The sequence below is a fragment of the Cognatundibacterium crateris genome, from assembly GCF_010078235.1.
GTDB lineage: Bacteria > Pseudomonadota > Gammaproteobacteria > Burkholderiales > Burkholderiaceae_D > Undibacterium > Undibacterium crateris.
Genome location: NZ_JAABOS010000013.1, coordinates 1 through 12,474, shown reverse-complemented (window position 1 = coordinate 12,474; position 12,474 = coordinate 1). Strand labels below are relative to the sequence as shown.

10 protein-coding genes are annotated in these 12,474 nt (G+C 53.1%); 7 read left to right on the top strand and 3 right to left on the bottom strand.

The annotated features are described in order from the left end of the window. Positions 1–29 precede the first annotated feature (29 nt). The 3 genes from EYB48_RS17785 to EYB48_RS17775 are packed head-to-tail and all read left to right on the top strand — an operon-like array spanning position 30 to position 3,627. On the top strand, positions 30–920 hold the full coding sequence (locus tag EYB48_RS17785) for a branched-chain amino acid ABC transporter permease (RefSeq protein WP_162021736.1): 891 nt from the start codon (positions 30–32) through the stop codon (positions 918–920). A 9-nt stretch (positions 921–929) separates the two neighbouring features. Continuing rightward, entirely contained in the window at positions 930–2,888 is a 1,959-nt protein-coding gene (locus EYB48_RS17780) for a branched-chain amino acid ABC transporter ATP-binding protein/permease (protein ID WP_162021735.1), read from the top strand. A gap of 10 nt (positions 2,889–2,898) precedes the next feature. Then, entirely contained in the window at positions 2,899–3,627 is a 729-nt protein-coding gene (locus EYB48_RS17775) for an ABC transporter ATP-binding protein (protein ID WP_162021734.1), read from the top strand. A gap of 78 nt (positions 3,628–3,705) precedes the next feature. On the opposite strand, the gene EYB48_RS17770 is transcribed toward EYB48_RS17775, so the two are convergent. Then, positions 3,706–4,203 (bottom strand): acyloxyacyl hydrolase, encoded by a 498-nt coding sequence (locus EYB48_RS17770; protein WP_235935249.1) that lies wholly within the window; start codon positions 4,201–4,203, stop codon positions 3,706–3,708. Between the two features lie 151 nt (positions 4,204–4,354). On the opposite strand from EYB48_RS17770, the gene EYB48_RS17765 reads away from it, so the two are divergent. Next, positions 4,355–5,302 (top strand): NAD(P)-dependent oxidoreductase, encoded by a 948-nt coding sequence (locus EYB48_RS17765; RefSeq protein ID WP_162021732.1) that lies wholly within the window; start codon positions 4,355–4,357, stop codon positions 5,300–5,302. 217 nt (positions 5,303–5,519) lie between these two features. Next, the gene (locus tag EYB48_RS17760) at positions 5,520–7,196 is read left to right on the top strand and encodes a long-chain fatty acid--CoA ligase (protein ID WP_162021731.1); all 1,677 of its coding nucleotides are present in this window, start codon (positions 5,520–5,522) and stop codon (positions 7,194–7,196) included. Between the two features lie 52 nt (positions 7,197–7,248). On the opposite strand, the gene EYB48_RS17755 is transcribed toward EYB48_RS17760, so the two are convergent. Then, positions 7,249–8,832 carry an alkaline phosphatase D family protein gene (locus tag EYB48_RS17755; RefSeq protein ID WP_162021730.1) on the bottom strand — a complete coding sequence of 528 codons (1,584 nt, stop codon included), beginning with the start codon at positions 8,830–8,832 and terminating at the stop codon, positions 7,249–7,251. Positions 8,833–8,855: 23 nt separating this feature from the next. Then, positions 8,856–9,275, bottom strand: coding sequence for an acyl-CoA thioesterase (locus EYB48_RS17750; protein WP_162021729.1), 420 nt, complete (start codon positions 9,273–9,275; stop codon positions 8,856–8,858). A 295-nt stretch (positions 9,276–9,570) separates the two neighbouring features. Here EYB48_RS17750 and EYB48_RS17745 point away from each other — a divergent pair, with 295 nt between their 5' ends. Then, positions 9,571–11,466: an ABCB family ABC transporter ATP-binding protein/permease gene (locus EYB48_RS17745; protein ID WP_162021728.1), complete on the top strand. Its 1,896-nt coding sequence runs from the start codon at positions 9,571–9,573 to the stop codon at positions 11,464–11,466. Further along, positions 11,467–12,438, top strand: a complete 972-nt coding sequence (locus tag EYB48_RS17740; protein ID WP_162021727.1) for a LysR family transcriptional regulator — start codon at positions 11,467–11,469, stop codon at positions 12,436–12,438. Positions 12,439–12,474 lie beyond the last annotated feature (36 nt).

Here is a 12,474-nt window from a genome sequence, read left to right as displayed (position 1 = left end):
TTTTCCTCATTTACTGTCGGGTACAGAAAATGGAAATCCTGTTACAACTTGTGTTTAGCGGTATCGCGCTGGGTATGATTTATGCGGTCATCGCATTCGGTTATCAACTCACTTTTGCCACCTCCGGCACCCTGAATTTCGGACAGGGGGAATCGCTGATGCTGGGCGCGCTGGTCGGTCTCAGTCTGGTCGGTCAGATACATGGCGGACCGTATATGAATTACTGGCTGATGATACCGCTGGTGATCGTATTTGGCGCTTTGCAGGGCATGGTGGTTGAATGGATAGGTGTCCGTCCGGCGATTAAAATCAAATCCGAATTTGGCTGGATTATGTCCACTATTGCGCTCGCGATTATTTTCAAAAATGTCGCTGAAAATATCTGGGGCAAAGACGATCTGACTTTCCCTTCCCCTTTGTCGGCAGCACCGTTTCAGATTTTCGGTGCCAATGTACAGGCGATGCAAGTCGTCGTGGTGCTGGGTGCACTGGCGATGATGCTGGCGGTTGAAATGTTCAACCGTAAATCGATCTACGGCAAAGCCGTGGTAGCGACCTCGAATGACCGTGATGCTGCAGGACTGATGGGGATTAACACCAGCATGGTGATTACGTTTTCGTATGCCTTGTCATCTGCTACTGCTGCGTTTGCCGGTGTGCTGGTCGCACCATTGACACTGACCGGCGCCACTATGGGTTCCGCGCTGGGTTTGAAGGCGTTTGCAGTGGCGATCATCGGTGGTCTGACTTCCGGTGTCGGTGCGATTGTGGGCGGACTGATACTCGGTATTGCAGAGACCCTGACTGGATTTTATATCTCCACCGGTTACAAGGAAGTGCCAGGTTTGCTGTTGCTGTTACTGGTGCTGGCGGTGAAACCTGCCGGTTTGTTCGGTAAAGCAGCAATCAAAAAAGTATAAGGAGCCATCATGCGTAACAAGAGCTTCCTGTTGGGGCTGGCCGGAGTGGCCGCGCTCGGGCTATTTCCGGTGTTTGTACACAATCCCTATTACCTGCATCTGGCTGAAACCATCCTGATTTATGCCATCCTGTTGTTTGGGCTGGATATCGTGGTCGGCTACACCGGTCAGGTATCTCTGGGTCATGCCGGTCTGTTTGGCATAGGCTCCTACACTACCGGTGTGTTAGTGTTTAAGCTGGGTTGTCCGGTGCTGCTGGCGCTGCCAGCCAGTATCGCGGTGACGGCATTATTCGGTGCCTTGCTGGCGCTGCCTGCATTACGTGTGACGGGCCCATATCTGGCCATGGTGACGCTGGCCTTCGGTACCATCATTCAGATCCTGATTAATGAAATGACTTTCCTGACTGAGGGGCCGATGGGTATCAAAGTCGCCAAACCGGTTCTGTTTGGACAAAAGCTGGGTGAGGTTGGTCATTTTTATCTGGTTGCCGGTCTGATGGTGCTGGCGCTGATTGTGGTACACCGCATTCTTCGTTCTCATCTGGGGCGCGCATTTCAGGCTTTGCGTGACAGTCCGATTGCTTCCGATTGTATGGGGGTATCGGTGTATCGCTACAAGGTCTACGCCTTCGTCATCAGCGCAGCACTGGCGGGTCTGGCCGGGGCTTTATATGCGAGCTCTGAAGAGTATATCTCCCCCAATACCTATAACTTCGAGCTGACCATATTATTCCTGCTGGCGGTCATTATGGGTGGCCGCAAGAGCCGTATCGGTTCTTTGCTGGGCGCATTTATTGTGGTGATGTTACCGTCCTTGTTGGCTGATATTGATCTGTTCCGAAAAATCGCGACCGTTGCCGCTGTCGCTGGCGTGGCGGGCTCAGCCTGGTTGCTGGTGCAGGGGCGTAAGACTTTGCGCGAAGTGCTGGTGCCTGTTCTGGCAACAGCTGGTATGGCAGCGTTTTCCTACAAGCTGGAAAACATCACCGACTGGCGTCTGACTATCTTCGGACTGATGACCTTGTTCGTGGTGTATTACCTGCAGGATGGCATCGTCGGATTTGTGCAGTCTATGCTGGGTAAGGGACCACGCCATTTATTGGCGCATAGCGATGCGACGCAACTCAATGACAAACTCGCGATTACCCAGGCCAGCGAAGAACGCATCGGTGTCTTGCTGAGCGCACGTCAGGTGCTGATGCAGTTCGGTGGCCTCAAGGCCTTGAATCAGGTGGATCTGCAGGTGGCAAAAGGCAGTGTGCATGGTTTGATAGGCCCGAATGGTTCCGGTAAAAGTACCATGATGAATGTGCTGACCGGGATTTATCAGCCGACGGATGGTGTGGTTGAATTTGCGGGTAAAGCGATTTCCGGCAATACCCCATCCGCCATTGCGCTCGGTGGTGTGGCGCGTACTTTTCAGAATGTGCAGTTGTTTGGTGAGATGACCGCCACCGAGAACGTACTGGTCGGTCTGCATAACACCTTCCGCAGCAATATCCTGGATGTGATGTTGCATACGCCACGCTATCAACGCGAGGAAGATGCAGCACGGGCGCGGGCCGCCAGCATCCTGCATTTTGTCGGCTTGTCTGATCTGGCCAATGAAGAAGCGCGCAATCTGCCTTATGGTAAGCAGCGTTTGCTGGAGATAGGAAGGGCACTCGGTTTGAATCCGCAACTGCTGTTGCTGGACGAGCCCGCTGCAGGTCTGACTGCTCCTGATATTAAGGAACTGGTGGCGATCATCCGAAAAATTCGCGAACACGGTATCACCATTATCCTGATCGAACACCATATGGATGTGGTGATGTCTATCTGCGATACCGTGACGGTATTGGATTTCGGCCAGAAAATCGCGGAAGGACAACCCGCACAGGTACAGGCTGATCCTAAAGTCATTGAAGCCTATCTTGGTGGCAGTGTCAGTGAAGATCTGGCTGCCGCATCCACCGGCGCAGCCTGAGGAGAGAGCGATGCTGAGTATACAAAACTTACATGCTGCCTACGGCAAAGTACAGGTGTTGCATGGTATTTCACTGGATGTTCCTAAGGGCAAAGTGGTCACGCTGATAGGTTCGAACGGAGCCGGTAAAACCACTACGATGCGGGCGATTTCCGGCATGATCAAACCGAAAGAGGGAACGGTCACGCTGGCTGGCAAAAATGTGACCGGCATGGATTCGCATCAGATCGCACGTGCTGGTCTGGCCCATTCACCGGAAGGCAGAAGGGTGTTTGCCACCATGTCGGTGACAGATAATTTATTGCTGGGTGCATTCCCGCGCTTTACCCGGGCCCGTCCCCGTGGTGATATCGAACATGATTTGCAAAATGCGATGGAGTTGTTCCCGCGTTTGCGTGAGCGGCGCCATCAGCTGGCGGGTACTTTGTCTGGCGGCGAACAGCAAATGCTGGCGATGGCGCGCGCCGTGATGCTCAATCCTGAAGTGATTTTATTGGATGAGCCATCGATGGGACTGGCGCCTATACTGGTGGATGAGGTATTCCGTATCATCCAGCGCCTCAAGCAGGAGGGCAGAACCATGTTACTGGTGGAGCAGTTTGCTGCTGCCGCGCTGGCCGTGGCTGACTACGGTTATGTGCTGGAGAATGGCAGGATTTCTGTGCATGGCCCGGCCGACAAGCTGCAAAATGATCCTGCTGTGCAGGCCGCCTATCTGGGCGGTGGTCATACGCATTGAGGTGCAGGCAGGGCTCAAGCTCTGCCTGCATAGGGGATTAGCGATGCGTGCTGTCCGGCGCGCATCGCCATTTCATCGTCAGAACGGATAAGCGACTCTGATTACTGCCACGTTGGCACCCGGATTCGGGCGCTTGATCGCGCCGTTTGAGAAATGCTGAACCTTCAGACCGACGTCCAGTCCGCTGGCAAACACATAGCCAGCGCCCAGATGATCGCCAAACTGGAAGGCGGTGGAAAAACGACGGCCATTGTTGTTATACACATGGCTGAACAGATGCACACCGATCCCCGCTTCTGCATACACGCCTTTTTTACTGGACTGCTGCCATCTGAATACCGGTGTGAAGCCGACATCAGTAATGTTCTGGGTTGCACCAGGTACGCCCTGATAGGCATTGTTGCGCCATTGCGTCAGCGTCGCATCCCAATAGCCGCCGACGAAGCTGCTATTTGATTTCAGCCATTGCTCATCCCAGTTCCATTGCAGTCCGCCGCGCACAAACTGCGACTTATTTCCGCTGGCGAATTCAGCGGAATAGGAATCAATGGCCGACGCGGCTGAGCTGGCGAGCATACAAGCTGCACCGAGCAGGAATCTTTGTGTTAGTGTTTTCATGGGATGAACAGAGCTTGGGTTGACGATCAGTAAAACAGCAAGACTAACACAATTTCAGGCCTCACTTTTGGCGCGGAAACAAGGATTAATTGCAAGGAGCAGAACAGCGATGGAGCAGACAGAGTTAAATTTACATGCAGCGTTCAGACCGCGCCGTATCGCCTTACTCGGAACAGGTTTGATGGGCCAGCCTATGGGCTTACGCTTGCTGGCGGCAGGACATCAGTTACATGTCTGGAACCGCACGCCAGCCAAAACCAGCATGTTGGTACAGCATGGCGCTGTGCTGGCCAGCGATCCCGCCCTGGCCGTTGCAGATGGCGAATGGCAGGCAGAATTGATTATCACTATGCTCGATTCCGGACCCATCGTGGCACAGGTACTGGAGCAGACTGCACTGGCCTGGCGTGCGGGTATGTGTGTGATCGACATGAGTTCAACCCGCCAGTCCGAAGCGCTGGAATTGCGTGCGCGCTGTGAGGCCAGCGGTCTCGCGTTTGCGGATGCGCCGGTGTCCGGCGGTGTAGCGGGTGCGCAGGCCGGAACCCTGGCGATCATGGTCGGTGCCCGCCCTGAAGTTTTTGCTGAGCTTGAACCTGTGCTGCAGGCGATGGGCAGACCTGCCTTGGTGGGGCCACCGGGTTCAGGACAGTTAGCCAAGCTATGCAATCAGCTGATCGTAGGCGGCACCATACAACTGGTGGCGGAAGCCTTATTGCTGGCACAGGCCGGTGGTGCCGATCCGGCCGCAGTAAGAACTGCTTTGCGCGGTGGGTTTGCCGAAAGCCGGATACTGGAATTGCATGGGCAACGTATGCTGGAAAGGAATTTCATCCCCGGTGGTCAGGTGAAAACCCAGGCCAAAGATATGCGCAATATTCAGGCTGCTGCAACTGACGCCGGATTGCAATTGCCCGCCACCAGTTTGATTGCGCAGTTGTTTGGAGAACTCGAAACATATCGTGCGACCGCCGATCATTCTGCCGCGCTGTTACATCTGGAACGACTCAACACCGGATTGCGCCTCGGCGAGGCGGTGGATAGGCTACCAGAATAAGTTTTGAAAAGTAAAAAAGCTCACCGTGCCAGTTGATTTGTGCGGTGCAATGTAGCCTAGATGGTTCTTTCAACTGAATTCTAAAATGCTTGCCTTGCCAGCACTAAGTCGCTAGCATCACCCTTGAGGATGTTGCGCTCAATAAAAAGTGCGGACGTGCTTTTCTATGTCCGAATACAAACGTTTCATACAATAAAAATCAGCGAAGAGGAGAATTATGGACAAGTTTTGGCTTAAATCCTATCCAGAAGGGATTCCGGCGGACATTAATGTCAATCAATACCAGTCACTGGTTCAGTTATTGGATGAGTCGTTCAAGAAATTTGCGAATCGCAAAGCCTATGCCTGTATGGGTAAATTTCTGACTTACGGTCAACTAGATAACATGTCACAGCAGATCGCTGCATGGTTGCAGGGACAGGGACTGCAAAAAGGCGCACGCGTTGCCATCATGATGCCTAACGTGCTGCAGTATCCGGCGGTAATGGCCGCTATTCTGCGTGCCGGTTATGTGGTGGTGAATGTGAATCCCCTATACACGCCACGCGAACTTGAGCATCAACTGACCGACTCCGGCGCGGAAGCGATTTTCATTCTTGAAAATTTTGCGACCACCTTAGAGCAGGTGTTACCAAGAACGAAGGTCAAGCACATCGTGATCGCCAGCATGGGGGATTTGCTGGGCGGACTGAAAGGGACCATCGTCAATTTCGTGGTCCGGAATGTGAAAAAGATGGTGCCAGCGTTCAGCCTGCCGACCGCGATCCGGTTCAATCAAATGTTATCTGCTGCTGCAGGTAAGCGTTTTCAGCCTGCGAGCCTGCAACCGGATGACGTCGCCTTCCTGCAATATACGGGTGGTACTACCGGCGTCTCCAAAGGTGCGACGCTGTTGCACAGAAATGTGGTCGCGAATATTCTGCAAAATGATGCCTGGCTGCGCCCCAGCATGTCGGGACATGAAGATGAAGCCAAAGTCATTGTTTGTGCTTTGCCGCTCTATCATATTTTTGCGCTCACCGTCTGCAGCCTGCTCGGTACCCGCATCGGCGCAATGAATGTGCTGATTCCTAATCCGCGTGATATCCCTGGTTTTGTCAAAGAATTGCGTAATTACCGCGTCAATATTTTCCCTGCTGTGAACACGCTGTACAACGGTTTGCTGAACAATCCCGACTTTGCCTCGCTCGATTTTTCTGGCTATGAAATCTGCAGCGGTGGCGGTATGGCGGTGCAAAAAGCAGTGGCGGATAAGTGGCTGAAGGTCACAGGCTGTGCGATTGCTGAGGGGTATGGTTTGTCTGAAACCTCGCCGGTTGCAACTGCCAACCCAGCCAATACCAAGGAATTTTCCGGCACCATAGGCTTGCCTATCCCATCGACAGAAATCGCGATTCTGGACGATGATGGTAATCGACTGCCCTTAGGTCAGACTGGTGAGATCGCGATTCGCGGGCCGCAGGTGATGGCGGGTTACTGGAACCGTCCGGATGAAACCGCTAAGGTCATGACTCCCGATGGTTTCTTTAAAACCGGTGATGTCGGCATCATGGATTTCCGCGGTTACACCACTATCGTCGATCGTAAAAAAGACATGATTCTGGTGTCTGGATTTAATGTATATCCGAACGAAATCGAAGGCGTGGTGGCGCAGCATCCTGGCGTATTGGAATGCGCGTGTATCGGTGTGCCCGATGCGAATTCCGGTGAGGCTGTCAAACTGTTTGTGGTGCGCAAAGATCCTACACTGACCGTAGATCAGCTGATGGAATATTGTAAGGAGCAGTTCACCGCTTACAAAAAACCGAAGTACATAGAATTCCGCATGGAACTGCCAAAAACCAATGTCGGTAAAATCCTGCGTCGCGAATTACGTGATGAGAAAAAAGCGTAATTCCAAATACGGAATTTGAGTATCAAAAAAAGGCAGCCGTGGCTGCCTTTTTTTATGTGCCTGCGATGCCGGGTTTGCCGTGCTCGACCACAAAAGTTTTGAGTACTTTAATGCCGGAGTCAGCTTTGCTCACATCGTCCAGCGCTAAGTACTGCGTCGTCATGCTGGTGCCATGGATATCGCTGAGCATAAAGCCGCGTTTATCACTGCGTCCATAGACCAGGTGGGGATTGTCTTGCAGGATTTGCTCAGTCTGGGATTGCGGACGTGAATTCGAGGTCAGTGAGGTGCCGCAAAATTCTGTCGCAATCACTGGATTTGTTGTAGATAGGGGCTGATTCAAATCACGTGCCAGGTTCGCTGCGTAAAAAGTATGTACATCGCCTGACAATATGACGGGGTTCAGATTTTGGTGTTGATGAAACACATCCAGCAGACGCTGACGTGCGGCCGGGTAACCATCCCAGCCATCGGTCCAGATCTGACTGTCACCCAAGGCCTGTAGCGGCGACCCATGTCTGCATGGTGCAAGCAAAGTCTGTTGTGCCAGGATATTCCATTTAGCATTTGAACTTGCCAACCCCTGATTCAGCCATACTTCCTGTTCCTGTCCCAGCATAGTGCGACCAGCGGCAGACAAATCCGCACAGGCATTCGGGCTGACCAGGCGTGAACCTCCGCGGTCAGTCGGATTGCAGGCCTGATGACTGCGGTATTGGCGATCATCCAGCAGATGAAAACGTGCCAGCCTGCCCCAGTCATAGCGTTCATAGATGCGCATGTGCGCGAACTGCGCAGGATGCACCGTCACCTGATGCAGTCTGACTGGCATGTGCTCATAGAAAGCCTGATAGGCGGCGGCACGCCTTTGCAGAAATTGCGGGTTCAGGCGTTCATCGCGATCGGCCGCATAGTCATTCGCGACTTCATGATCATCCCAGGTGACTATCCATGGTGCACAGTGATGCGACATTTGCAGCAGCGGATCGCTTTTGTATTGCGCATAACGGGCACGGTATTCGCTGAGGCTAAAGCTCTCTATATCACGCCGTCTCGGTTTGGCCGGATGCTTCAGATCATACGGCCCCCACTCATAGATATAGTCGCCGAGAAAGGCGATCAGATCCGGATTAGCCGCCGCAATATGCTTATGTGCCGCGTACTCGCCGAATTCCCAATGCTGGCAGGAAGCGACCGCCAGACGCAGTTTACTAAGGCTGTCGTTATCCGGTGCCGTCCGGGTGCGCGCAATGGGGCTGATCGCATCGCCATGCATAAAGCGGTAAAAATACCAGCGATCCGGACTCAGACCGCTGACATCGACATGCACGCTGTGCCCCAGTTCAGGCAAGGCAAATACCTCACCCTGGCGCACGATACGTTTGAAATGTATGTCCTCAGCGACTTCCCAGTTCAGCTTATATACCAAAGGTGGCAATGGCACTGCATTCAATGGATCGGGTAGCAGGCGGGTCCACAGGACCACGCTGTCATGGCGCGGTGAGCCGGATGCAACACCGAGTGAAAAAGGATAGCTGGAAATCAGCTCAGCAGCATGGCTGGGAAAGGCTTGCGATAATGCTGCAAGCGTTCCCAACTGCAGCAAATGCTGCAGAAAGTGGCGGCGGGAAGGCATCGATTGGGAATCTGTTTTCTGGCTTATACTGCGCCGGATAATGATTCCAGCGGTGGAATCTGGCGCGGCTTGCGGTCTTCCCCGGTGGCGACATAGGTCAGGGTTGCTTCCGTGACTTTGACGGTTTCAGCTTGCAGACGGTTACGTTCTGCATACACTTCAACTGAGATCGTGATCGAAGTTTTGCCGACTTTAACAATGTCTGCATAAAATGAGAGCAGATCACCCACAAACACCGGTTGCTTAAACAGGAAGGAATTCACTGCGATGGTGGCTACCCGGCCATTGGCACGACGTGCAGCCGGAATGGCACCGGCGATATCGACCTGCGCCATGATCCAGCCGCCAAATACATCGCCGTGGACATTGGCATCAGAGGGCATAGGCATCACACGCAAGGTGGGCATGTGGGCGGGCAGGCTAGTATGTAGATGTTCAGACATCGCGGACTTTCTTAAAACGTTACAATCATAATGACGCCAGTACGCTGACAGCAGTCTGATTTCATCAGACAATATAGTCAGTTCTGCAGGCTTTACCAATAANCAGCAGCGTTATGGCTCCTTGTCGTACACTGCGTACTGCCTGCGTCGCCATGCCTTGCCGGGGTAATTTTGCGTAAGTCCTAAATAAATACGTAAATTACGCAAAATGCATACCATGGCGCTGCGAGCGCGGCAGGATCAGCCTTAACGGCGAACCCGCCATGATAAACCACTTCAAGAAAAGACACTTCCCATGCGTCGCAGAGACTCTTCGTCACAAATTCCTCCTGACAGTCAGCAAAAACGTGGCGACTGGGGCACGATCAAAACCCTGTTGCCCTATTTTTGGGCCTATAAATGGCGTGTGATTCTGGCATTAAGTCTGCTGGTCGGCGCCAAGCTGGCTAATATCGGTGTACCTGTTGTACTCAAACATATCGTCGACAGCCTGACACTGGCTCCGGGAAATCCGGTCGCAGTCATGGTGTTGCCGGTCAGTTTATTACTCGCATATGGCGCATTACGTTTATCGACCACGGCATTTACCGAACTCCGGGAGTTTGTATTTATCCGCGTTACTCAGCGTGCAGTCAGGACTATCGCCTTGCAGGTGTTCCGGCATTTGCATGCGCTGTCACTGCGCTTTCATCTGAATCGTCAGACTGGTGGCGTCACACGCGATATTGAGCGTGGCACGCGCGCTGTCTCTTCACTAGTCTCGTTTGCGTTGTTCAGCATCGTACCGACCTTGCTGGAAATTGTGCTGGTGCTGATTTATTTGTCCACCCACTACGACATCTGGTTTTCCATCATCACCTTCAGTGCGCTGGTGATTTACATTACTTTTACTATCGTGGTCACGGAGTGGCGTACCCATTTTCGCCGCACCATGAATGAGCTCGATTCCAAAGCCCAGAGTAAGGCGATCGATTCGCTGCTCAACTACGAGACAGTCAAATATTTCAGCAACGAAGAATACGAAGCAGCGCGTTACGACCGTGGTTTGCAGAGTTATGAAGATGCCGCAGTCCGTTCCCAGAGCAGTCTGTCGCTGTTGAATACCGGGCAATCGCTGATCATTGCGACTGCTGTGACCCTGATTTTATGGCGTGCGACGCAGGGGGTGATCGATGGCAGCATGAGTCTGGGTGACCTGGTGCTGGTGAATTCGTTTATGCTGCAACTGTATGTGCCTTTGAATTTCCTGGGCGTTCTATATCGCGAAATCAAGCAAAGCCTGGCCGATATGGAGAAGCTATTTTCACTTCTTGAACAGAATAAAGAAGTCGCTGATCAGGAACATGCACAGCCTTTGCAAATCTCAGAACAGCAGGGCGCCGCGATCCGTTTTGCGGCAGTGAATTTCAGTTACGAGAGTAAGCGCCAGATTTTATTTGATGTTGACTTCACGATACCCGCCGGTAGCACTACAGCTGTGGTCGGACACAGCGGCTCCGGCAAATCGACTTTATCGCGCTTACTGTTCCGCTTCTATGATATTCAGTCCGGCAGCATACAGATACAGGATCGCGATATCCGCAGCTATACCCAGTCCAGCCTGCGCAATGCAATTGGCATCGTGCCGCAGGATACGGTGCTGTTCAATGACAGCATCGCGTACAACATCGCGTATGGCAGACCGGATGCCAGCCATGAAGAGGTGGTTGCGGCGGCGAAAGCGGCTTTCATCCATGATTTCGTTGAGTCGCTGCCCGATGGCTACCAGACCACGGTTGGTGAGCGTGGTTTGAAATTATCCGGTGGTGAGAAGCAGCGCGTTGCGATTGCGCGTACCTTGCTCAAAAATCCGGCCATCCTGATTTTTGATGAAGCGACTTCTGCGCTGGATTCGCATTCCGAGCAAATGATACAAGCCCAGATTAAGGAGATTGCACGCAGCCGCACCAGCCTTGTCATTGCGCATCGCTTATCGACTATCGTGGATGCGCAGCAGATATTAGTGATGGATCAGGGCCGCGTCATAGAGCGTGGCACCCATCAGCAATTACTGGAACAACGCGGTAAGTATGCGCAGATGTGGGAGCGTCAGCAAAGCGGTATGTCTGATGATGCAGATGACGCAGAAGATGAAGATAAGTTGCAGCAGGCAGTGGCCGGCGGACAGCAAAATATGGCAGCAGGAGTGTAAATGGAAACCAAATGGTTAGAGGATTTTGTGTCACTGGCTGAGACCAATAGTTTCAGCCGTTCTGCCGAGTTGCGCCATGTCACGCAGCCTGCCTTCTCACGCCGGATACAGTCGCTGGAGGCCTGGCTGGGCAGCGATCTGATCGACCGCACTTCCTATCCAACCCGGCTCACGCATGCCGGTGAAGTGTTTTATGAACAGGCGATTGCGATGCTGGGCCAGATCAACAATGCACGCGCGCTGTTACGCGGAAAACGCACCAGCACCCAGACCACGGTGGATTTTGCCGTACCGCATACCTTGTCGCTGACCTATGTGCCACGCTGGCTGACCGGACTGGAACAGGCTTTTGGCGAAATTAACAGCCGCCTGCTGGCGCTGAATGTGCACGATGCGGTCATGACGCTGGTTGAGGGCGGCTGCGATTTGCTGCTGTGTTATCACCATCCGCGCCAGCCTTTGCTGCTGGATGCCAGCCAGTACGACATGATCAGCATGGGAACCGAAGCCTTACGCGCCTATACCCGTTGTGATCAGCATGGCGTGCCGGATTTTGTCTTGCCCGGTACCGAAGACCAGCCTTTGCCTTTTCTGGCCTACGCCAATAATGCTTATCTGGGGCGTATGGTGGATCTGCTACTGAATGATGCACGCACGCCGCTGCATCTGGAAAAATGCTATGAAACCGATATGGCGGAAGGCTTGAAAATGATGGCACTGGAAGGGCGTGGCATCGCGTTTCTGCCTGAGTCTGCCGTGACCCGGGAAATACGTCAGAAGCAACTGGCGCGCGCTGACGATGGTAGCGGTGCATGGGAAGTGAATATGGAAATCCGGCTTTACCGCGAGCGGCCATCGATACAGCGTCCCGGCAAAATGCTGGTCTCACGCTTATGGGAATATCTGGAGCAGCTGCAGGCAGAAGCAGTCTCAGGCAAGGCTAAACGCCTGCGGCACGCCTCAGAAAAATAAGGGTTCTGTCGCGAGAAGCCAAACTTAAAAATGTTT

Coding starts and splice junctions, on each gene's coding strand:
- EYB48_RS17785 (WP_162021736.1), top strand. CDS start 30: ATGGAAATCCTGTTACAACTTGTGTTTAGCGGTATCGCGCTGGGTATG.
- EYB48_RS17780 (WP_162021735.1), top strand. CDS start 930: ATGCGTAACAAGAGCTTCCTGTTGGGGCTGGCCGGAGTGGCCGCGCTC.
- EYB48_RS17775 (WP_162021734.1), top strand. CDS start 2,899: ATGCTGAGTATACAAAACTTACATGCTGCCTACGGCAAAGTACAGGTG.
- EYB48_RS17770 (WP_235935249.1), bottom strand. CDS start 4,203: ATGCTCGCCAGCTCAGCCGCGTCGGCCATTGATTCCTATTCCGCTGAA.
- EYB48_RS17765 (WP_162021732.1), top strand. CDS start 4,355: ATGGAGCAGACAGAGTTAAATTTACATGCAGCGTTCAGACCGCGCCGT.
- EYB48_RS17760 (WP_162021731.1), top strand. CDS start 5,520: ATGGACAAGTTTTGGCTTAAATCCTATCCAGAAGGGATTCCGGCGGAC.
- EYB48_RS17755 (WP_162021730.1), bottom strand. CDS start 8,832: ATGCCTTCCCGCCGCCACTTTCTGCAGCATTTGCTGCAGTTGGGAACG.
- EYB48_RS17750 (WP_162021729.1), bottom strand. CDS start 9,275: ATGTCTGAACATCTACATACTAGCCTGCCCGCCCACATGCCCACCTTG.
- EYB48_RS17745 (WP_162021728.1), top strand. CDS start 9,571: ATGCGTCGCAGAGACTCTTCGTCACAAATTCCTCCTGACAGTCAGCAA.
- EYB48_RS17740 (WP_162021727.1), top strand. CDS start 11,467: ATGGAAACCAAATGGTTAGAGGATTTTGTGTCACTGGCTGAGACCAAT.